Genomic DNA, 21,639 nt, shown 5'->3' with positions numbered 1-21,639 from the left:
GGACAGCGCGCCGGAGCGCGTGCTGTCATGCCAACTGCCGTTCCTTCCAACGTTGTACAGATTCGTTGTACAGACTGCAGCGACGAGCCGCCACCCTTCCTCACCAAGGAGGATCCGTGCGCATCAGACGACATCCCGGACTCCCCGGACGACTCGGCCGACCCCTCGCCCTGCTGCTCGCAGGGGCCCTCGGCATCGCGGGGCTGACCTCGGCCCCCGCCGCGACCGCCGACGACGACCCCGTCGAGATCCACGGTCTCAAGGGGGAGTACTACACCCAATCCGCCCCGGGGGCCTTCGACTTCGACCAGCTCAAGGCGACCGGCCTCGACCCGGACATCGACTTCGGCAACCTGGAGTCCCGCCTCAAGGCCACCACCGGACGCGCCGACGACGTCAGCGTCCGCTGGACCGGCCGGATCGTGCCGGAGAAGACCGGCGCCACCACCTTCTCGATGATCGGCGACAACGGCTTCCGCCTCTGGGTCGACGGCAAGCTCGCCATCGACCACTGGCAGGACGACTGGGACAGGGAACAGACGTCCCGTCCCGTCGAGTTGGAGGCAGGCAAGACCTACGACATCAAGGTCGAGTACTTCGAGCACTACGGCGGCTCCAACCTGCGTCTGCGGTGGACCCAGCCCGGCGGCGAGAAGAAGGCGGTCCCGCGGTCCGCCCTGCGCATCCCCGCCGACTTCGACTACGACGGCGCCATCGACGCAACCGTCCTCGGGGACGGCCGCAGCCTCAAGCTGGACTTCGCCCAGCCGCTCGCCGCCCCGCCCGCCGGCCTCACCGACCACCTCGACGCCGTCATCGGCGGCGCCAAGTGGCCGCTCGGCACGGTCGAGGCAGACCCCTCCGACGACCACAGCCTCCTCGTCGGCCTGAAGGAACCCGTCGTCGGGAAGAAGGGCGGCGCCGCCCCCGGCCTCGCCGACATCCGCTACGACGGCAAGGGCGGCCTCACCGGCACGGACGGCAAGCCCGTCGGCCAGTTCTGGACCAGCGGCCCCAACCACTCCGAGTACGAGCTGCGCACCAAGTGGGCCGACGACGTCACGCCCGGCAACGCGCACCGCGAGTACCCGCGCCCCCAGCTGGAGCGGGCCGACTGGCGCAACCTCAACGGCAGCTGGCAGTTCGCCGCGGCCGGGGCGGGCGAGCGGCCACCGGTCGGAAAGCGCCTCAAGGAGAAGATCCTCGTCCCTTACCCCGTGGAGTCCCAGCTCTCCGGCATCGAGCGGCACGAGGACCGCATGTGGTACCGCCGCACCTTCACCGTCCCCAAGGACTGGAGCATCGGCGACGGCAAGCGGCTCAACCTGAACTTCGGCGCCGTCGACTGGCAGTCCGAGGTCTACGTCAACGGCAAGAAGGTCACCGAACACAAGGGCGGCTACGACAAGTTCAGCGCCGACATCACCGACGCGCTGAAGCCGGGCCGCACCCAGGAACTGATCGTCGGCGTGTACGACCCGACCGACGCGGACGACGGCGCCAACCCGCCCGTCGGCAAGCAGCGCCTCGACCCCAGCGGCATCTGGTACACCCCGTCCTCCGGCATCTGGCAGACGGTGTGGATGGAGCCGGTGGCCACCGACCACGCGGACTCCCTCAAGATCACGCCGGACGTCGAGGGCGAGCGGGTCGCGGTCGAGGCGCGGGGCGTGCGCGACGGGGTGCGGTTCACGGCCGCGGCGTACGAAGGCCACAAGAAGGTCGCCGAGGTCAGCGGGCGCACCGGACAGCCGCTGAAGCTCAGGATCACCGACCCGCGACTGTGGTCGCCGGACCATCCGTTCCTCTACGACCTGCGGGTGCGGGTCGGCAACGACCGCCTCACCAGCTACTTCGGGATGCGCTCCATCGCCGTCGAGAAGGTGAACGGCACCCCGCGCACCATGCTGAACGGCAAGCCCGCCTTCCTGATGGCCACGCTCGACCAGGGCTTCTGGCCGGACGGCCTGCACACCGCGCCGAGCGACGAGGCCCTCGCGTACGACCTGAAGATGCACAAGGCGATGGGCTTCAACTCGGTGCGCAAGCACATCAAGGTAGAGCCCGACCGCTGGTTCTACTGGGCCGACAGGCTCGGGCTGCTCGTCTGGCAGGACATGCCCGCCATGGAGGCCGGGCGCACCCCGGACGCCGCGGCCCGCGCCCAGTACGAGCGCGAGCTGAAGGAGATGATCGACGAGCATGCGAGCAGCCCCTCGGTCGTCATGTGGGTCACCTTCAACGAGGGGTGGGGCCAGTACGACGTGGGCCGCATCGCCGAACAGGCGAAGGCCTGGGACCCCACGCGCCTGGTCAACAACATGTCGGGGCTCAACCTCGGCGCCGACGGAGGCACCGGCGACATCATGGACGAGCACGGCTACCCGAGCCCGGCCCTGCCGCCGCGCCCCGACGGCCGCAGGGCCCTGGTGAGCGGCGAGTACGGCGGCCTCGGACTGGCGGTGCCCGGGCACGCCTGGGCCGTGCAGCAGAGCTACGTCGACGTGGACCCGGCGACGTACACCGACGACTACATCGCCAAGCTCGCCGAGGTGCGCGCCCTCGCCTGCAAGGGCAACAACGGCGCCGTCTACACCCAGATCACCGACGTGGAGGGCGAGTTGAACGGTCTGCTCACCTACGACCGCAAGGTCGTCAAGCCGGACGTGCGGCGACTGAAGACGGCCCACCAGGCGCTGATCCGTGACGCCTCGCAGGCCACGGTGCCGGGCTGCCCCGGCGCCTGATCCTCAGGAGCAGGCCCCTCACCGCATCTGACGCCGTACCAGTTCATGCAGACGCCCGCCCGTGTCGGCCAACAGCCGCGCGGGCGGGCCCTGTTGGGCGATGCGGCCCTCCGCCATGACGATGACGCGGTCGGCGTCCATGACGGTGGAGAGCCGGTGGGCGATCACGACACGGGTGGCGTTGAGGGCCCGGGTGCTGTCGATGACCGTGCGCTGCGTCTCGTTGTCCAGCGCGCTCGTCGCCTCGTCGAAGAAGAGGAGGCGGGGGCGGCGGATCAGGGCCTGGGCGATCATCAGACGCTGGCGTTGGCCGCCGGAGACCGCGCCGCCGCCGGAGATCATCGTGTGCAGCCCCATCGGCATGCGCTTGATGTCCTCGGCGAGCCCCGCCATCGCGGCCGCCTCCCACGCCTCCTCCTGCGTGAACGACTCGGCGCCGCAGATGCAGTCGAGGATGGAGCCGGTGAGCGGCTGGGCGTTCTGCAGGACCACGCCGCACTGGCGGCGCACCGCGGACTGATCGAGGGCCGACAGGTCCTGGCCGTCGTAGAGCACGCTGCCCGAGACCGGCTCGTCGAAGCCGATCAGGAGGCGCAGGAGCGTCGACTTGCCGCAGCCGCTCGGACCGACGACGGCCACGAACTCGCCCGGCCGGATCGAGAGCGACACGTCGTCGAGGACCAGCGGCCCGTCGTCGGCGTAGCGGAAGGACAGCCCGCGCGCCTCGATCCCGCCCCGCAGCTCGCCCGGCTGCGTGCTCCCCGCGCGCACCTCCGGCGCCTCGTCGAGCACCGGCTTGATCTGCTCGAACATGGGCAACACCGCGGCCGCCGAGATCAGCGCGCCGGTGAGCTGCGTGACGGAGGTCAGGAGCATCGTCACGGCGGTGCTGAAGGTGAGGAACTCGCCCGCGGTCAGGCTGCCCCGGGCCGGGCCCGCGAGCAGCACGAACATGATGAGCGTGCAGAGTGGCAGATAGACCGAGTTCAGGACCGTCGTCACGTTTTTGATGCGGCCCGCCCGCTGCTGCAGCTCCCGGCTGCGCGCGAACTCCCCCGCCCAGGCCGCGTACGCGAAGCTCTCCGCACCGGCGACGCGGAGCTTCGGCAGCCCGCGCAGGGTCTGGAACGCCTGGTTGTTGAGTTTGTTGCCGAGCTCCACCAGGCGCCGCTGCCACCGCAGTTCCCACAGCCCGAGGGTGAGGAACACGGTGGCGATGACGGCCAGCATCGCCAGGGCGGCCAGGGCCAGGGGGACGCTGTAGAGCAGCAGCAGGACCACGTTCATCGCGCCCACCGAACCGGCCTGCAGGGTGACGGGGCCGATCCCCGAGAGGACCCGGCGGATCGCGCTGACGCCCATCGCCGCGCTCGCCAGCTCGCCGGTGGAGCGGGAGGCGAAGAAGCGGGTGGGCAGCCGCAGCAGCCGGTCCCAGACGGCGGGCTGGAGGGCGCTCTCCATGCGGCCCTCCATGCGCAGGACGGTGAGGTTCTGCAGGAGCATGAAGGCCGCCGAGACGATGCTGGTGATCATGACGGCCAGGGAGACCTGGACGATGAGGCTCGTCTCGGCGTTCGGCACGAACACACCGAGCACCTGACCCGTCGCGACGGGCACGAGCGCGCCGATCGCGACCGTCACCAGACCGGCGAACACGAGGTTGCGCACGTCGGCCCCGGTGCCGCGCAGACTGAAGCGGAACAGCCGCCACGGCGTCAGGGGCCGGTCCGGCAGCGGCCGGTAGAACATGACGCCCTGCGGCTCGAACTCGTCGGCGTTGGAGGCGTCGACGCGGGTGCGCCGTCCGGACGTGGGGTGCACCGACTCGTAGCGGCCGCGCCGCCACAGCAGGGCGACCGGTGTGCCGCTCGCCGTACGGTGCCCGACCAGCGGGCCCGCGTCCTCGCGCCACCAGGGGCCGTCGAGGCGGACGGCACGGGTGCGGATTCCCGAGGCCACCGCGACCTGTTCCACCGGGTCGATCCGGTCGCTCACCGCGCCGCCCTCCGCGGCCCCGGACAGCGTGATCCCCGCCGCCTCGGCGACCAGCCGGCAGGCGGCGTACGTCGCGTCGTGACCGTCGCGGGACCCGGCGCGGCGCGAACCGCCCCTGCCCGCACGGCCGATGGAGGCGATCAGGGTCCGGTCGGCCTGTTCGCGGACGTTCTCGCCCGCCTTGATACCGGCTGCCGTACGGTCCTCGTGGGCCCGCTCCAGGCGTTCGATCCAGCGGTCGAGGGTGGCGAGCAGCCGGTACTGCTGGTTGACCATCCGCTGCCACATCGCGGCGTCCACGAGCAGGTCACCGGTGGCTTCCGCACTGTAGGCGGACCCGTACTGCACGCTGCCCGGCGCCACCGGCATCCAGAGGATGTCGTCGTCGGCCACCACGTCGTCGCCCATGGTGCGGCCGTCGAGCGGCGCCTCGAACAGGACGCGGTGGCCGCGCCCGATGCCGAGCGCGAAGGCGTGCTCAAGGATGCTGAGCGCCGCGTCCTGGGCGTCGTACCGGCTGGGGTACTGCTGCTCGTAGGACCAGGTGTCGCCGTAGTCGGGCCGGTACAGCTCGCGCAGCGGGACGCGGCGCAGCTCGCAGCCCTGGAGGGGACGGCCGACGAGGGTGTGCTGGGGGCCTTCGACGGGGCCGAGGAGCAGGGCGCCCGGTTCGAGGCGGCCGAGGTAGTGCCAGTGGCCCTGCCGCACGGCGTCCACCGCGAAGAGGTCGAGGGCGCCGGCCACGACGAGCCACAGCACCTGCGGGCCCTCCAGGTGCACGCTGCGCAGGCCCGTGCAGTCGACGGGGGTGCCGAGCGCGCCGAACGCCGCGCCGACCGCGTCGTGCCCGTACGGGGTGTGCTGCTCCGGTAGCGACGTCACCTCAGTGCTCCTTGACCAGGTCGGCGTAGGGGCCACCGGCGGCGACGAGGTGTTCGTGGCGCCCGCGCTCCACGACCTTGCCGTGGTCGAGCACGACGATCTCGTCGCTGTCGCGCACGGTGCTCAGGCGGTGCGCGATGACGACGCAGGCGCAGCCGCGGCGCCGCAGGTTGTCGATGATGACCTGCTCGGTCTCCGCGTCCAGGGCGCTGGTCACCTCGTCGAGCACGAGGATGCTCGGCCGGCGGACCAGGGCCCGCGCGATCTCCAGGCGCTGGCGCTGCCCGCCGGAGAAGTTCCGGCCGTCCTGCTCGACCCGGCCGTGGATGCCGCCGGGCCTGCGGGCCACGACGTCGTACAGGCAGGCGTCCTTGAGCGCGGTGACGACGGCGTCGTCGGGGATGGAGGGGTCCCACAGGGCGATGTTGTCGCGGATGGTGCCCTCGAAGAGGAAGACGTCCTGGTCCACGAAGGAGACGGAGGCCGAGAGCGCGCCGCGCGGGATGTCCTCCAGGCGCTGCCCGTCGATGCGGATCGTGCCCTCCCACGGGCTGTAGAGCCCCGAGATCAGCCGGGACACGGTCGACTTGCCGCTGCCCGAGCCGCCGACGAGCGCCACCTGCTGCCCCGGCCCGACCGACAGCGAGAAGCCGGTCAGGAGCGGCTTGTCGAGGGGGCTGTAGCCGAAGGTGATGTCGTCGAGGGTGACGTGGCCGGTGAGGCGGCGCGTGCTGGCCGCCGGTTCGGAGCGGGAGTAGAGCGCGTCGACGGGGAAGTTCTCGACGTCCTTGAGGCGGGCGACGTCGGCGGCGAAGTCCTGGATGCGGCCCGCGACTCCGTTGAGACGGGTGATCGGCGCGGTGAAGCGGGTCACGAGCGCCTGGAAGGCGACGAGGAGTCCGATCGAGAGGTGCCCCTCCACCGCGCGCAGACCGCCGATCCACAGGATCAGCGCGCTGTTGAGGGTCGCGAGGGTCGGGGCGACGACCCCGAGCCAGGCGCTCGGGACGCCGAGGCGCTGCTGCTCCTCCAGGGTGGTGGCGTGCTGACCCGCCCAGCGCCGGAAGTAGCCGTTCTCACCGCCGGTGGCCTTCATGGTCTCGATCAACTGCAGTCCGGTGTACGAGGTGTTGGTGAGCTTGGCGCTGTCGGCGCGCAGCTTCTGGGTGCCGGTTGCGCGCAGCCGGATGACGACGCGCATCGCCACGATGTTCAGGAGTGCGATGCCCACGCCGACGAGGGTGAGCTGCGGATCGTAGGTCCACAGCAGGGCCGCGTAGAGGAGGACGACGATGCCGTCGACCCCGGCGGCGGTGAGGTCGCGGGCCAGGGTCTCGGCGACGGCGTCGTTGGAGGCGAGGCGCTGCACGAGGTCGGCGGGGGAGCGCTGGGCGTAGAACGTGACGGGCAGGCGCAGCAGATGGCGCAGGAAGCGGGCGCTGCCGAGGGTGGAGGAGATGATGCGGCCGCGCAGCAGGTTCGCCTGTTGGAGCCAGGTGAGCACCACGGTGAGCGCGACCATCGCGCCCATCGAGGCGAACAGCGCGCCCAGGAGCGAGGTCTGGTGGCCGACCAGGAACAGGTCGATGTACGTCCGGCTGAGCGCGGGCAGCGCGGCGCCGACCGCGACGAGCAGCAGGCTGGCCAGGAGCGCGGCGACCATCGTGCCCGTGGTGCCGCGCAGCCGCGCGGGCATCGCCCTCAGGACGCCGGGCCTGCGGCCGCCGCTACGGAAGCCGGGGCCCGGTTCGAGGACCAGGACGACCCCGGTGAAGCTGGTGTCGAAGTCCTCCGACGGTACGAAGCGTCGGCCCTTGTCGGGGTCGTTGACGTACACGCCCCGGCGGCCGAGGCGGCGCCCCGTGCCGTCGTACACGACGTAGTGGTTGAACTCCCAGAAGAGGATCGCGGGCGCCTTCACCTCGGCGAGCGCGGCCGGTTCCATCTGCATGCCCTTGGCCGTGAGGCCGTAACTGCGGGCCGCCTTCAGGACGTTGCTGGCGCGTGAGCCGTCGCGGGAGACGCCGCACGCGATGCGCAGCTCCTCCAGGGGGACGTGCCGGCCGTGGTGGGCGAGGACCATGGCGAGGGCGGCGGCGCCGCACTCCACGGCCTCCATCTGCAGGACGGTGGGCGTACGGACGGTGCGGGGGCGTCTGCCCTTGGACGAGGGGCGCGGCGCCGCCCTGCGGCGGCCGCGCCGCGGCGGCTCGGGACGCTGCCTGCGGCGGCCGCCGGGCGGCGGCAGTTGCTGCTGGTGCGCCGGGGAGGGGTGCGGTGCGGTCACGGAAGCAGCCAATCGATCGGGTGCTGCCCGGCGAGGTGGAAGGCGCCGGCGGCCGGCGTCATGGAGTCGGGCGCGAAGGGCGGGCCACCGGCGGTCGACCACGCGTAGCCGGACTTGGTGGCGGAGGACTTCTCCAGCCGGACGAGGACGGCCACGGGCGGGCCGTCCTTCGTGAACTGTCCGGCCAGCTCCTTGTCGCCGAGGAAGCCGGTGATCTTCTGCCGGGTCTGCGCGGCCCGGCCGATCGCCTTCACGCGGCCGCGCAGCGTGCCGTACTCCTCGGAAGGGACGGACTGGACGGTGAGATCCACCGAGGCCCCGACGGGGACGGTGGCCGCGCTGTCGGCGGGTACGTAGAGCATCGCGAGGAGCGGGTCGTCGGCGCCCGCGACGCGTTCGACGGTCGCGACGTCGGCGCCGGTGGTGACGACCGTGCCGATCCTCGCGACGAGCGAGCTCACGCGGCCCCCGGCGATGGCGCGCACGTACGTGTCGCCGCGCTCGGTACGGACCTTGAGCACGGGCGCGCCCGCGGCGACCGGTTTGCCCTCCTCGGCCACCACGCGGGTCACCTGACCGGTGACGGGACTCTGCAGGACGTAACTGCCCTGGCCGTGGGTGAGGATGCCGGGTGCCCGGAGCGTGGCGTCGACGGTGCCGGTCACGGCCCAGACGGCCGCGGCGGCCATGACGACGAGGGTGACGGCGAGGACGAGCAGGCCCTGGGGGCGGGCGTAGCGCACCGGCAGGTCGAGTTCCTCGGGCGACTGCAGTTTGGACAGGGCCTGCTGGCGGAACTGCACGGAACGCTTCCCTTACTGTGCCTGTGGCAGCGGTGCCTGTGGCGTCCGAGAGCCCCGGAACCTAAGGTTCCGGGGCTCACGAATCATGGCGTCTCGATGAGCGGGAGGCTCAGAGACCGGCGGTCAGGCCGGAGGCCAGGCCGGTGACGGCGCCGGTGTTGAGACCGGTGGCACCCTCGACCGTGCCGACGACGCCGCCGACGACGCCCGAGACGGGGGCGATGGAGTCGACGGTGCTGGTGACGTTGCTCGCGACACCGGCGACGAGGCCACCGGAGACGTTGTCGAGGTCAGCGTCGGAAATCTCGAGGGTCTCGACCTGGGGGACGTTGTTCATGGTGTGAGACTGCCCTTCTCATGAATGGTGCATAGGTGTTTCCAACTCCGCGGAACCTGGGGATTCGAATTCCGCGGCGAGTCAGGATCAAAGCACGTTCGCAGCTCGGACATCCAATCGGCGAAGTGACCGTCAGTCGAGGTTGCGGCGCTGCATCACCGCTGCGTGCAGGCAGGTTCACCGCGTGATGGCAGCTCCTTCACAAGATTCACAGAAGGAAATCGGGGGCGGGATGCGATTCCTTCCAACAAATCGGACACTCTGCCGCCGAAACGCCTTCCGGATGCCCCCTGCATGGAAATTCGAGGGGAGCGCGCATCGAATAGCGTGACCGGGCTGCGCATTCGGTGTGCAGGTTTACTGAAGGCGGGCCCATTCGTGACCGAAGGGGACATCGGGGGGCAGACCCGCCGCAGCCCGGCCAGTCGTTAACGCTGTGTAACTCGACCGTACTTGACCGTAGTTGCCCGGAACGATTGACTTCACGTTCGTCATCCCCCGCATCGTCCTCGACGCGAGAGCGAGTCCGTGACTTCATCGTCTGTTCAGAGCTCTGACCTGCTCGTCCCTCTCGATCTGGCCTTCTGGAACATCGAGACCGCCGCGCACCCCATGCATCTGGGCGCACTCGGCGTCTTCGAGGCCGACGGACCCGGCGCGGCGGACCGGGCCGCCGAGCTCCTCGCGGCCCGCGCGGCCGCCGTGCCCGGCCTGCGCACGCGGATACGCCCCGTCTGGCTGCCCGTCGGCGGCGCGATACGCGTCCCGATGCCCGCCTTCGACCCGCTGGAGCACGTACGGCTCGCGGCGCCCGTTGCGGACTTCCAGGCCGCGGCGGGCGAGCTCATGCGCCGCCCGGTGGAGCGCGGCCGACCGCCCTGGGAGGCCCACGTACTGCCCGGCGCGGACGGTACGGCCTTCGCGGTCCTCTTCAAGTTCCACCACGCCCTCGCCGACGGGCTGCGCGCGCTGACGCTCGGCGCCGCCCTCCTCGACCCCGTCGACCTGCCCGCCCCCCGCGAGCGGCCCCCGGCCCCCACCCCCTCGCCGTGGTCCGCCCTGGACCCCCGCACCCTGCCGGGACGCCTGCGGGGCACCGCCGCCGCGGCGGGGCAGGCCCTCGGCATCGGCACCTCCCTCGCCCGCGCCACCCTGGGCGTACGCTCCTGCGCCGCGCTCACCTCCACCGCCACCGGCACCCGCCGCGCCGCGGGCGTCGTCCTCGACCTGGACGACGTGCACCGAGTGCGCAAGGCCGTGGGCGGCACCGTCAACGACGTACTGATCGCCGTGGTCGCGGGCGCCCTGCGCCGCTGGCTCGACGAACGCGGCGACTGCAGCGAGGGAGTCGAGCCGCGCGCCCTGATCCCCGTCTCACGCCGCCGCCCGCGCACCGCGCAGCCCCCGGGAAACCGGCTCTCCGGATATCTGGTGCGCCTCCCCGTCGGTCACGAGGACCCCCTGGTCAGGCTCCGCAGCGTGCGCGCCGCCATGGACCGCAACAAAGAGGCGGGCCCCGAGCGGGGCGCGGGCGCCGTGGCGCTGCTCGCCGAGCACGTCCCGGCGCTCGGGCACCGCATCGGCGGCCCCGTCGTCGCCCAGGCGGCCCGGCTGCTCTTCGACATCCTCGTCACCAGCGTCCCGCTGCCCGGCGTCGGGCTGCGGCTCGGCGGCTGCCGGCTCACCGAGGTCTACCCCTTCGCGCCGCTCGCCCAGGGGCAGTCGCTCGCCGTCGCCGTCTCCACCTACAAGGGACGGGTGCACTACGGCCTGATCGCGGACGCCGCCGCCGTGCCCGACCTGGAGCTGCTCGCACGCAGCCTGCGGGACGAGCTCGACGGCCTCGTGGCGGTGTGCGCGCGGCAGGCGGGTTTGGTGACCGGGCCCGCCGCTACGTAAACTCCTCCTTTTGGAGCTTCCGCGGACGACCAGATGCGCCGTGGCACGGAATGACACGAGGACAGCGGCGATGACGGTGACAGACGAAGGCCATGAGGGCCCCGTCGAGTACGCGGCGTACGGACCCGGTATCGACCCGGACCGTCTCGCCGTCTGCCTCAGCGTGCTCGACGAGCTCGACAAGCTCGACGTCGACCACCCCGACGCGATCGCCGTGCGCCGCGCCACGGCCGGGATCTACCGGACGGTGAAGCAGCGCCGCCGCCAGGAGCGCCGCGCCGCCAAGACCGCCCACGACAAGGCCGTCACCGAGGCCACCGCCACCGGCTCCGCCCAGCGCATCGACGACGAGACCGAGGGCCTGCTGCCCTCCTCGCAGACGGAGGAGGGCCGGATCGCGGGGATACTCCAGCGCCCGCGCTCCTGCTACACCTGCAAGACCCGGTACGTGGAAGTCGACTACTTCTACCACCAGCTCTGTCCGGACTGCGCCCGCCTGAACCGGACCAAGCGCGACGCCCGCGCCGACCTCACCGGCAAGCGCGCCCTGCTCACCGGCGGCCGCGCCAAGATCGGCATGTACATCGCGCTGCGCCTCCTCCGCGACGGCGCCCACACGACGATCACGACCCGGTTCCCCAAGGACGCCATCCGCCGCTTCAAGGCGATGGACGACTCGGCGGAGTGGCTGCACCGCCTGGAGGTCGTCGGCATCGACCTGCGCGACCCGGCCCAGTCCGTGGCGCTCGCCGAGCGGATGACCGCGGCGGGACCGCTGGACATCCTGATCAACAACGCGACGCAGACCGTGCGCCGCCTGCCGTCCGCCTACGCCGCCCTGGTCGACGGCGAGAGCGCGCCGCTGCCCGCCGGAGAGCTCCCCGCCCACTCCGTCATCGGCGCCTTCAACTCCGGTGCGGTGGACGGCCTGGCCGCGCTGCCCGTCGGCACCAGCGGCCTGGACGCGCAGCAGGTCGCCGACCTCGCCCTCGTCGCGGGCAACGCCAGCGTCGCCCGGCACCTGGACGGCACCGCCATCGACGCGGGCGGCCTGGTGCCGGACGTCGTCGACAGCAACACCTGGGTGCAGACCATCGAGCAGATCTCCCCCGTGGAGCTCCTCGAGACCCAACTGTGCAACTACACCTCGCCGTTCATCCTGATCAGCGCGTTGCGCCGGTCGATGGCCGACGCCGCGAAGAAGGCGCCGAGCGGTCGCGCCCACATCGTCAACGTCTCGGCGATGGAGGGCGTCTTCGGCCGCGGCTACAAGGGTGCGGGCCACCCGAACACGAACGCCGCGAAGGCCGCGATGAACATGGTGACGCGGACCAGCGCCCAGGAGATGTTCCAGACCGACGGCATCCTCATGACCTCGGTCGACACGGGCTGGATCACCGACGAGCGCCCGCACTACGACAAGCTGCGCCTCGCCGAGGAGGGCTTCCACGCCCCCCTCGACCTGATCGACGGCGCCGCCCGCGTCTACGACCCGGTCGTGCGCGGCGAGTCGGGCGACGACGTGTACGGCGTCTTCCTGAAGGACTACGAGCCCGGCAAGTGGTAGCGGCCCCCGGCCGCATCCGGTGATCACCGGCTGTCGGGGCCCGTCGTACGCAGGCGCTCGTGCACCGCGTACGACGGGCCCTTCGCCGTGGACGCCGCACGCACCCGCGTACCCCCGTCGACCAGCAGGTCGGCGCCGGTGATCCAGCGGGCGGCGTCCGAGACCAGCCAGGCCACCGCCCGCGCCACGTCGGCGGGCTCCCCGATGCGGCCGAGCGGGAGCCCCGCCGCCACCTGCTCCTGCGACCCCGCCCAGACGAAACGGGCCATCTCGGTGCGGACGAGGCCGGGGGAGACGGAGTTGACCCGCACGGCCGGGGCGAGTTCGCCCGCGAGCTGACGGGTGAGGTGCAGCAGCGCGGCCTTGCTCGTGCCGTACGCGCCGACGTTCGGGCCCACGTGCTCGGCGCCCTCCGTGCAGATGGTGACGACCGCGCCGCCGTGCTCCGCCAGCCAGGCCCGCCAGGCGAGTTGGGTCAGGCGCAGGGCCGCGTCGACGTTGACGGCGAAGGCGGTGCGCCACGTCTCGGGATCGGCGTCCATCAGCGGACCGTAGGGCGCGTTCGTCGCGGCGTTGTGCACGAGGACGTCGATCCGGCCGAACTCCCGCATCGCGAGGTCCACGCAGGCTTCGAGGTGCGCGGGGTCGGCGACGTCGCCCGCGCGGCCGACCGCTTTCACGCCAGTCGCGCGCAGTGCGTCCACGGCGGCCCGCACCCCCTCGGCGTCACGCGCGGTGACGACGAGCCGATGGTCCGCCGCCCCGAGTGCCTCGGCCACGGCGAATCCGATCCCACGGGAGCCGCCGGTCACCAATGCCACTGCCGACTGCTCCCTTTCGTGCCCCGCCTGGTCCGCCATTGTCCGGAATCAACCCCTACCTTTGGAGCCCCATCGAGCGAGGGACTGCTCATTTGGTTAACCTAGGGCGAACGGGTACCCATCAGGGAGCCACAAGCCTCCCTCGGTCGCCCGGGGACAGGCCGGTAATCACGGCCGCGGTCCCGCCAGAGAACGGCGCCACCGCGACCGAACTGCCCTGACCTTCCGTTACGCGACACAGAGGAGTGCGCGGTGACACCCGATCTGACGAAGCACGAGAAGCGACCGGCCGACGGCGGCGGTGAACGGGCCGGCAGGCCCGCGAAGCTCCGCAACCTGGAGGCGTGGGCCAAGGCGGCCCCCATCCGTCTGGCCGGTTACGAGGACGACCTCGCCGAGCCGCACATCCTCCCGGGCATCGACTGACCCCATACCGGTCCGAGGTTCTCCCGGCCGGCTTCGCCACGCGCCCCCGGCCTCTTCCCGAGGCCGGGGGCGCGGGTGTGTCCGCGCGGGTGTCTTCGCGGGCGCGTTCCCTCACCTCTTCAGCCGTCCCCGGACCGCCAGGGCGCCGAGCCCGAGGAGGACCGGCTCGGAGAAGCGGGACGCCATCTCGACGTACTCGCCGGTCGTGGTCATGTCCTGGCCGCTGGAGCGGAAGACGACGGAGTTGAGCGTGACCCTCAGCGCCTTGTCGAAGCGTTTCGCCGTGAACCGGTGTCCGGTCGGGTTCTTCGGATCGCCCTTGTCGATCTCGAAGGTCACGGTGCCGCCGCCGGACGGCACGGTCCCCGAAGCCTCCTGCACGGGCGCGGAAGCGGGCATGCCGAAGCCCATGAGGAGCAGGACGGTCGTCATCATCGCGAGGGCGAGCCAGCCCAGCGCCCGTGAGGCGCGCAGTCCGTAGCCGGACAGCAGCCAGTACGCCTGGAGCAGCCAGCGTTCCGCCTCACGCCAGCTGTGACTGTGGCGGCGCATCTCCATCTCGCCGTAGTAGAAGTCCGCGGCGCCCGGTTCGTCCTTCGCGTCCTCCAGGGACTTGCGCAGGTCGCGGTAGGTGGCGGCCAGCACCGAGAAAGTGCGGCGCCGCTGTTCGTGCGGCGGGACCGGTGACCTCGCCCACGCCTGGTCGCCCGGCCGGGCGTCGCGTATGCGCCATTCCTCGATCAAGGTCCGGCGCCGCGTCCAGTGAAAGGGAACGACCCCGTGGCGTCCGGTCCAGCCCGTGGGCGTGGAGGCGAAACGGCAGGCTCCCTCGATACGTGTCTGGTCCAGGTTGATCGCCCCGGCGAATCCGCACCGGGACAGGTCGACATTGACGAGGCGCAGCAGCGAGGCGTCGGTGGCGGCGATCGACAGGACGCTCACGTCATCGTTGGTGACTCCCCGAATGGGATCTTCCGTCAGCACGTTTCCCTCCGGGCCGAATGGCCTTCGCTGTTTCATCACCGCCAGCGGTGCGGCGAAGGACGCCATGAAGAAGGTGAGGGAGGCGTAACGGACCCGGAGGGTGGCGGCGGCCTCCCAGGAAGAGGCGGTGCAGTCGATGTGCGGGGCGGCGATCAGCAGCGCCGTCTGCCCGTGAAACGTCGCGTCATTGAAGTGCACCGTCTCGGCACACACGAGGGGGCCGATGAGTTGCTTGCCCGTGAACTCGGCCCTGCGCAGCACCAGATCCCCGTAGAGCCAGGCGCACGTCAAGTTGAGTCGCCCTGCGAATCTCGCGTCCAGGAACCCCGCCGTCGCGTGAAAGGTCGCATCGGCGAAGCTCGCCCACTCTCCGCCGAACTCGGCGCCTTTGAATCCCGCGTACCTGAGGAACACGGACCCCGTGAAGTCACAGGTATCAATGAACTTCGCGTCCCCGAAGAACGCGGAGCCCTCGAAATCCGTGTCGATGAAACACGCCTCCTTGTGAAAGGTGGCACCGGCGAAGTAGGCGGGCCCGGTGAAAACGGTCCTCTCGAAATCGGCGGTGTCGACAAAACCGGCGCCTTCGAACCGGGCGGTGCCGATCCTCGGCCTTCCGGTGGCCGGGTCGCGCACGGACCTGAGCAGCCGGGTCAGGAGGTCGGCGTTCATGGCGGTGCCGCGGTGGTCGATGTCGGCGCCGGGACTCAGGCCCGCGAAGTAGTCCCGTGTGTGCTCCGGCGCGAGATGCGCCAGACATGCCCGGTGCGGGGCGACGGTCCTCCCCGGACATGCCGATCCGCCCCCGCCGTCACAGTGCGGTCCTTGCGCGGCGGCGGGGAGCGCTGAAGGTGTCATGCGGACAGGAATAGCGGATGCGGTACGGTGCCGCGCCTCGTTCGGGATTCATCCGATGGCTCGGTGGGATGGGGTGGGCTCGGTGAAGCGCGGCGCAGGGCTGCGGTGCGTCGGGGTTGTGGAAAGGTCCAAGTCCCCACGGTGTGCGATGCATTGACACCTCTGCGCCAGCGCTTGAATCATCGGACCTCATGACCGCCGTGTGTTCGCTTCTCGCCGCCGCTCCGCTCCTCTTCCCGTCCCCGAAGGAGATCGGCACCCCATGACCGTCAGCAGACGCCTCTTCATGGCCGCCGCCATCACCACGGCCCTCGCCGCGTCGAGCACCTCGCTCGCCGTGGCCGCGGTCCGCCGCCCGCACGACGGCGCGGAGCCGCCCCACCGCATCCGCATCGGCCCCGGGGACACACCCGAGACCCTCGTGGCCAAGGCTTCCCGCGTCCGCCCCACCGCCCGCCAGATCGCCTGGCAGAAGCTGGAACAGACCGCGTTCCTGCACTTCGGCGTCAACACCTTCACCGGCCTCGAATGGGGCACCGGTGACGAGGACCCGGACGTGTTCCAGCCGACGGAACTCGACACCGACCAGTGGGCGCGAGCCCTGCGCGACGGCGGCTTCAAGCTCGCCGTCCTCACCGTCAAACACCACGACGGCTTCGTGCTCTACCCCTCGCGGTACACCGACCACACGGTGGCGAGCAGCAGTTGGCGCGGCGGGAAAGGAGATGTGCTGCGCTCCTTCGCCGATTCGCTGCGGCGGTACGGCATCAGGGTCGGCGTCTACATCTCGCCCGCCGACGAGAACCAGTACCTCGACGGTGTCTACGCCAACGGGAGCGAACGCTCCACCCGCACCATCCCCACCCTCGTGCCGGGCGACGACCGGTCGGGCAAGGATCCGCGCACCTTCGCCCTCGACGCCACCGACTACGGCGCCCACATGCTCAACCAGCTCTACGAGGTGCTCACCGAGTACGGACCGGTCGACGAGGTGTGGTTCGACGGAGCGCAGGGCCGCATCCCGCCCGACAAGGTGGAGACGTACGACTGGGACAGCTGGTACGCGCTGATCCGCTCGCTCGCCCCGGACGCTGTCATCGCCGTGCGTGGGCCCGACATCCGCTGGGTCGGCAACGAAGGCGGCCTGGCGCGCGAGAACGAGTGGAGCGTCGTCCCCGTCAAGGACTCCGGCAACGGCAGCGTCGATTACGCCCTCAAGTACGACGCCCCCGACCAGGGCAGCCGCGAGGCACTCGTCGAGGCGCGCCCCGTCGCCCAGTACCTGCAGTGGTGGCCCGCCGAGTGCGACGTCTCGATCAGGCCCGGCTGGTTCTACCACGAGGACGAACGCCCCAAGTCCGTCGATGAGTTGACGGACATCTGGTTCCGCTCGGTGGGGCGCAACTCCGTACTCCTGCTGAACATTCCGCCGGACCGCCGCGGCCGGCTCCCGGACGCGGACGTGGCGCGACTGCGCGAGTTCCGCGAGCGGATCCGCGGGGAACTGCCCCGGGACCTCGCCCGCGGCGCCCGGACCCGGCACGACCGGGGCACCGGCACGGTCACCGTGGAGCTGGGCAGGGCCCGTGAGGTCGACCGCGTCCGCCTCGCCGAGGACATCCGGCACGGGCAGCAGCTGGAGCACGCGGTCGTCGAGGCCCACACCGGCCACGGCTGGCGGACCGTGACCGAGGTGGACACGGCGGGCGCGAGCCGGGTGCTGAGACTGGCCGCTCCGGTGACGGCGCGGCGGTGGCGGCTGCGCGTGACACGGTCACGGGACACGGTGCGGATCGCGGAGTTCGGCCTCTACCGCTCGCAGGTGTGAGGGAACCCGCGTTGACCTGCGGGGGAGCGGGTGTCTGCCAGCACTGCCTGGCGTTCCGCGACGCTCTGGAGTTCCACCACACCGGTGAGGACGCGCACCTCTTCCCCGTGATGGCGGGCCACCCCCTCCGAGCCACGCGCAACCTTCGGCCGGCTGGCCGAGGAGCACCGCACGGTCACCCGTCTCCGGGGCGAACTGGCCACGCTCCTGGCGGACATCGGGAGAGCGGAGCCCGTCCGCTTCCGTGCCGAACTCGCGCGGAGGGAGCCGGAGTTGACCGCGCACCTCGACCATGAGGAGGCGGCGCTGCTGCCGATCCTGGCGGCGCTTCCGCGGCCGCCGGTGGCGCCGGGCGGCTGACGGGTCGGGCGGCTGCCGGGGAGAGCCTGCGCTCAGCTCCTGACCGGCCCCGTGCTCTCCCGTTCGATGAGCCGCGGCAACGGCACCTGGACCGTGGCGGCCGGACCGTCGTCGAGGAGGGCGAGGAGCTCGCGGGCCGCCGTGCGGCCGAACGACACCGTGTCCCGGGACAGGGCCGTCAGCCACGGATGCACCATCCGGCAGAGCGCCGAGTCCTCCCAGGCGACGACCGAGACGTCGCCCGGGATCGTGAAGCCCAGGGAGCTCGCGGCGGCGACGCCTGCCACGGCCATCACGTCGTTGTCGTACACGAGAGCCGTCGGCGGCTCGGCGGACTCCAGGACCCGCCGGGTCGCGGCGGCGCCCTCCGCGTCCGAGTAGTCCGTCGTCACCGAACGCACCCCCGAAAGGCCCCGGCTCGCCGCCTCGGCGCGCAGGGTGCGGATGCGGCGCTCGGTGTGCGCGAGCCCCTCCATGCCCGCGACGTGCACGATCCGGCGGTGCCCCAGCGCGTGCAGATGGCCGACCACCGACGCCATCGCGCCCGCGTCGTCCGCCCACACCGTGGAAAGGCCCGGGTGCCCGGCCTCCGGGTCGGGCACGCCGCCCGTCACCACCGCGGGGAGCCCGAGCTCGTCCAGGAGGGCGGGCCGCGGGTCGTCCGTGCGCGGGTCCACGACCAGGACGCCGTCCACCCGGTGTTCGGCCCACCAGTGGCGGTAGACCGCGCACTCGGCGGACACGTCCTCGACCACCTGGAACAGCAGGCCCAAGTGCCGCTCCGCGAGCACCTCCTGGATGCCCGAGATCAACTGCAGGAAGAACGAGTCGATGCCCAGCGTCGCCGCCGGGCGCGCCACCACGAGGCCCACCGTCGCCGAACCCTCGCCGGACAGGGCGCGCGCCGCCGTGCTGGGCCGCCAGCCCAGCTGCTCCGCGACCCTGCGGACCCGGTCGCGGGTGATGTCGGAGACGCCGGGCCGGTCGTTGAGCGCGAAGGAGACGGCGCTCTCGGAGACCCCGGCGCGACGCGCGATGTCCTTCATGGTCGGCCGGCGTGCCGGTGACCGCTTGCCTTGCACCCGGTGCCCCTTTCCTGGCTCACGGAGACTAATGCGCTTGAGCTGTTCGACCCTAAAGCGCATTAGTCATCTGCCGCAAGACTCTCAACCTGCCTACCTGACCTGGGTGTTGTCCGGAGGATCGACCGATCTTGGAATTCTTTTCCACGAATCCATTGACTTTGCGCCACAACTCCATGCAGGGTCTGCCTCGGCGTGGATTGCCCGGTTCGGACGGTCGCAGTCACCGCCGTCTCACGCTGGGCCGAGCAAAGGAGCCGTTTCACCGTGCGTATCTCCCGTAACCCCCGCAGAGCGGTCGCCGCAGGCGCCGTCCTCGCCGTCCTGCTGCCGCTGAGCGCCTGTGGCGACGGCGATGACGGCGGCGGTTCCCAGGACGCGTCCGGGAAGATCGAAGGCAAGATCACCTTCCAGACCTGGAACCTCAAGGCGAACTTCAAGCCGTACTTCGAGGGCCTGGTCGACGAGTTCGAGAAGAAGTACCCCGGCACCGAGGTGCGCTGGGTCGACCAGCCCGGCGAGGGCTACGCCGACAAGATCAGCGCGGACGCCGCCGCGGGCACCCTGCCCGACGTCGTCAACGTCTCGCCCGACCTGGTCGCCCCGCTCGCCAAGGCGGGCCTCGCCCTCGACCTCGGCAAGGCCGCGGGCAAGTACGAGAAGGAGTACCTCCCCGGCGCCTGGAAGAGCCACCAGATACCGGGCATGGACGGCACGTACGCCTTCCCCTGGTACCTCAACACCGGACCGCTCTTCTACAACAAGCGCCTCTTCAAGAACGCGGGCCTCGACGAGAACAAGCCCCCGAAGACGTACGACCAGCTCTTCGACCAGGCACTGCAGCTGGCCGACAAGAGCGACGGCAAGGTCGCCACGCTCGCCAACGTCCCCACCGTCGAGGACTTCGGGCGGTACGGCGTCCCGCTCATGAACAAGGAAGGCACCGCCTTCACCTTCAACGACGCCAAGGGCATCGAACTCCTCACCAAGTACAAGAAGTTGTACGACGCCAAGGCGCTCGACGGGCAGGCGCTGACCGCGACCCCGGAGTCGACGGGCAAGAAGTTCCTCACCGAGTCCGTGGCGATGAACCCCGGCAGCGCCCTGGACCTGGAGAAGTTCAAGAAGGACGCGCCGAACCTCTACAAGAACATCGGCATCACCCCGCAGATCAGCAGTACCGGCAAGGACAACATGTACGTGATGGGCGTGATGGTGAACGCCCGCACCAAGCAGACCCCGGCCGCCGTCGCCTTCGCGCACTTCGTCACCGACGCGCAGCACCAGATGTCGTTCGCCAAGAAGGTCGCGATCTTCCCCAGCACCAAGGGCTCCCTCGACGACCCGTACTTCACGAAGCAGGACGGCAAGGAGGAGACGCGGGTCCGCGTCGCCGCCGCGAAGTCCATCAAGACCGCGGTGAACTACACGCCGGTGATGTTCAGCGAGCAGATGAAGGTCGAGCTGCGCAACAACGTCGCCAAGGCGCTGCAGGGCAAGGAGAGCCCCAAGGACGCGCTTGACAACGCTGTCAAGAACTGCGACCGACTGCTGCAGCAGAGCTGAGCCGAACGCAGGGCTCGGCGCGGAGCTGACCGCAGCGCACAGCGCACAGCACAGAGCGCGGAGCCGAACGCCGAGCCGACCGGCGCAGCGCCGAGCTGAGCCGTGCCGAGCCACGACCCGGGAACACCAGCCATGAAGAGTCCCAGTCCCACCGCCGACAAGGCGACCCCGTCCGACATGAGCACCGCGGGCCCGGCGCTCAAAGGCCTGCCCGCCGGCGGCCGCCGCGGCGCGGGCGGCACCCGCATCCGGCGCCAACTGCCCACCAGCCCCTGGCTGTTCGCCGCCCCCGGGCTCGTGATCGTCGCCGTCTTCATCCTCTATCCGTTCATCAGCACGCTCAACAACTCCTTCACGGACAAGCGGACGCTGATCCCCGGCGAGTACGTCGGCTTCGCCAACTTCTCGGAGCTGCTGCACGACGACATGTTCTGGATCGGGCTGCGCAACAGCACGATCTACGTCCTCGGGGTCGTCCCCGCGCTCGTCCTGCTGCCCCTGCTGCTCGCGATGCTCGTCCAGAAGCACATCCCCGGCATCACCTTCTTCCGGTCCGCCTTCTACACCCCGGTGGTCGCCTCGATCGTCGTCGTGGGCCTCATCTGGGTCTGGATGCTCGACGAGCGCGGCCTGGTCAACGCGGTCCTCGAAGCGGTGGGCGTCGGCAAGGTCGGCTTCCTCAGCGACCAGTGGCTGCTGCTGTTCAGCGCCATGGCCGTCACCATCTGGAAGGGCCTCGGCTACTACATGATCATTTACCTCGCGGCGCTCGCCAACGTGCCGCGCGAGCTCCACGAGGCGGCGGCGGTCGACGGCGCGGGAGCGGTGCGCCGCTTCTTCACCGTCACCGTGCCCGCCGTGCGCTCCACCATGGTCCTGGTGGGCGCGCTCTCCTCGGTCGCCGCCTTCAAGGTGTTCTCCGAGGTCTATCTGATGGCGGGACCCACCGGAGGCCCGGCAGGCGAGGACACCACCCTCGTGATGCTGGTGCAGCGCGTCGGGACCGGCCTGACCGGACGGGTCGGCTACGCCTCGGCGATCTCGGTCGTCGTCTTCGTCGTCACCGTCGCGCTGATGCTGCTCGTGCTGCGGGCGGACCGCAAGGAGGACGCGTGACCACCACCGAGCAGATCCCCCCGGCGGCCACGGAACGCGCCGCGCGCCCCAGGCCCCGTCGGCGCGTCACCGACGAGAACG

The 21,639-nt window shown here is 71.0% G+C and carries 14 protein-coding genes; 7 read left to right on the top strand and 7 right to left on the bottom strand.

Features of this window, described 5'->3' with window-relative positions; genetic code table 11:
- Positions 1-116 precede the first annotated feature (116 nt).
- Positions 117-2,747 (top strand): PA14 domain-containing protein, encoded by a 2,631-nt coding sequence (locus ACZ69I_RS15425; RefSeq protein WP_470832586.1) that lies wholly within the window; start codon positions 117-119, stop codon positions 2,745-2,747.
- 18 nt (positions 2,748-2,765) lie between these two features.
- Here ACZ69I_RS15425 and ACZ69I_RS15420 read toward each other — a convergent pair whose 3' ends face one another.
- The 4 genes from ACZ69I_RS15420 to ACZ69I_RS15405 form a co-directional block, all read right to left on the bottom strand.
- Positions 2,766-5,624 (bottom strand): NHLP bacteriocin export ABC transporter permease/ATPase subunit, encoded by a 2,859-nt coding sequence (locus ACZ69I_RS15420; RefSeq protein ID WP_470832585.1) that lies wholly within the window; start codon positions 5,622-5,624, stop codon positions 2,766-2,768.
- A 1-nt stretch (position 5,625) separates the two neighbouring features.
- Positions 5,626-7,911: an NHLP family bacteriocin export ABC transporter peptidase/permease/ATPase subunit gene (locus tag ACZ69I_RS15415; protein ID WP_470832583.1), complete on the bottom strand. Its 2,286-nt coding sequence runs from the start codon at positions 7,909-7,911 to the stop codon at positions 5,626-5,628.
- Positions 7,908-8,714 (bottom strand): hypothetical protein, encoded by an 807-nt coding sequence (locus ACZ69I_RS15410; RefSeq protein ID WP_470832582.1) that lies wholly within the window; start codon positions 8,712-8,714, stop codon positions 7,908-7,910. The genes ACZ69I_RS15415 and ACZ69I_RS15410 overlap by 4 nt, the downstream gene beginning before the upstream one ends.
- A gap of 109 nt (positions 8,715-8,823) precedes the next feature.
- Entirely contained in the window at positions 8,824-9,051 is a 228-nt protein-coding gene (locus ACZ69I_RS15405; protein ID WP_361728297.1) for a type A2 lantipeptide, read from the bottom strand.
- A 528-nt stretch (positions 9,052-9,579) separates the two neighbouring features.
- Here ACZ69I_RS15405 and ACZ69I_RS15400 point away from each other — a divergent pair.
- Both ACZ69I_RS15400 and ACZ69I_RS15395 read left to right on the top strand, forming a co-directional pair.
- A complete protein-coding gene (locus ACZ69I_RS15400) occupies positions 9,580-10,950 on the top strand; it encodes a wax ester/triacylglycerol synthase family O-acyltransferase (protein ID WP_470832580.1) in 1,371 nt (456 codons plus the stop codon).
- Between the two features lie 70 nt (positions 10,951-11,020).
- A complete protein-coding gene (locus ACZ69I_RS15395; RefSeq protein WP_467675241.1) occupies positions 11,021-12,517 on the top strand; it encodes an SDR family NAD(P)-dependent oxidoreductase in 1,497 nt (498 codons plus the stop codon).
- Between the two features lie 23 nt (positions 12,518-12,540).
- Here the strand turns inward: ACZ69I_RS15395 and ACZ69I_RS15390 are convergent, their stop codons facing one another.
- Complete coding sequence (locus ACZ69I_RS15390) at positions 12,541-13,377, bottom strand: SDR family oxidoreductase (protein WP_470832578.1); 837 nt, start codon at positions 13,375-13,377, stop codon at positions 12,541-12,543.
- A gap of 213 nt (positions 13,378-13,590) precedes the next feature.
- Between ACZ69I_RS15390 and ACZ69I_RS15385 the strand changes: the two genes are divergently transcribed.
- Positions 13,591-13,764, top strand: coding sequence for a hypothetical protein (locus tag ACZ69I_RS15385; RefSeq protein ID WP_467675245.1), 174 nt, complete (start codon positions 13,591-13,593; stop codon positions 13,762-13,764).
- Between the two features lie 111 nt (positions 13,765-13,875).
- On the opposite strand, the gene ACZ69I_RS15380 is transcribed toward ACZ69I_RS15385, so the two are convergent.
- A complete protein-coding gene (locus tag ACZ69I_RS15380) occupies positions 13,876-15,606 on the bottom strand; it encodes a pentapeptide repeat-containing protein (RefSeq protein WP_470832576.1) in 1,731 nt (576 codons plus the stop codon).
- A 262-nt stretch (positions 15,607-15,868) separates the two neighbouring features.
- Here ACZ69I_RS15380 and ACZ69I_RS15375 point away from each other — a divergent pair, with 262 nt between their 5' ends.
- Positions 15,869-17,434, top strand: coding sequence for an alpha-L-fucosidase (locus tag ACZ69I_RS15375; RefSeq protein ID WP_470832574.1), 1,566 nt, complete (start codon positions 15,869-15,871; stop codon positions 17,432-17,434).
- Positions 17,435-17,826: 392 nt separating this feature from the next.
- Here the strand turns inward: ACZ69I_RS15375 and ACZ69I_RS15370 are convergent, their stop codons facing one another.
- Complete coding sequence (locus ACZ69I_RS15370) at positions 17,827-18,840, bottom strand: LacI family DNA-binding transcriptional regulator (protein WP_467675253.1); 1,014 nt, start codon at positions 18,838-18,840, stop codon at positions 17,827-17,829.
- Positions 18,841-19,143: 303 nt separating this feature from the next.
- Here ACZ69I_RS15370 and ACZ69I_RS15365 point away from each other — a divergent pair, with 303 nt between their 5' ends.
- On the top strand, positions 19,144-20,442 hold the full coding sequence (locus tag ACZ69I_RS15365) for an extracellular solute-binding protein (protein ID WP_470832573.1): 1,299 nt from the start codon (positions 19,144-19,146) through the stop codon (positions 20,440-20,442).
- Positions 20,443-20,574: 132 nt separating this feature from the next.
- Positions 20,575-21,558, top strand: coding sequence for a carbohydrate ABC transporter permease (locus ACZ69I_RS15360; RefSeq protein ID WP_470832571.1), 984 nt, complete (start codon positions 20,575-20,577; stop codon positions 21,556-21,558).
- Positions 21,559-21,639 lie beyond the last annotated feature (81 nt).

This window comes from Streptomyces sp. NPDC036815 (genome assembly GCF_055609205.1).
This window is presented reverse-complemented; position numbering and strand designations above follow the sequence as displayed.

What these genes read in the sequence shown, in the direction of transcription:
- ACZ69I_RS15395 (WP_467675241.1), top strand. Translation starts at nt 11,021, where the DNA reads ATGACGGTGACAGACGAAGGCCATGAGGGCCCCGTCGAGTACGCGGCG.
- ACZ69I_RS15390 (WP_470832578.1), bottom strand. Translation starts at nt 13,377, where the DNA reads ATGGCGGACCAGGCGGGGCACGAAAGGGAGCAGTCGGCAGTGGCATTG.
- ACZ69I_RS15370 (WP_467675253.1), bottom strand. Translation starts at nt 18,840, where the DNA reads ATGAAGGACATCGCGCGTCGCGCCGGGGTCTCCGAGAGCGCCGTCTCC.
- ACZ69I_RS15375 (WP_470832574.1), top strand. Translation starts at nt 15,869, where the DNA reads ATGACCGTCAGCAGACGCCTCTTCATGGCCGCCGCCATCACCACGGCC.
- ACZ69I_RS15380 (WP_470832576.1), bottom strand. Translation starts at nt 15,606, where the DNA reads ATGACACCTTCAGCGCTCCCCGCCGCCGCGCAAGGACCGCACTGTGAC.
- ACZ69I_RS15360 (WP_470832571.1), top strand. Translation starts at nt 20,575, where the DNA reads ATGAAGAGTCCCAGTCCCACCGCCGACAAGGCGACCCCGTCCGACATG.
- ACZ69I_RS15405 (WP_361728297.1), bottom strand. Translation starts at nt 9,051, where the DNA reads ATGAACAACGTCCCCCAGGTCGAGACCCTCGAGATTTCCGACGCTGAC.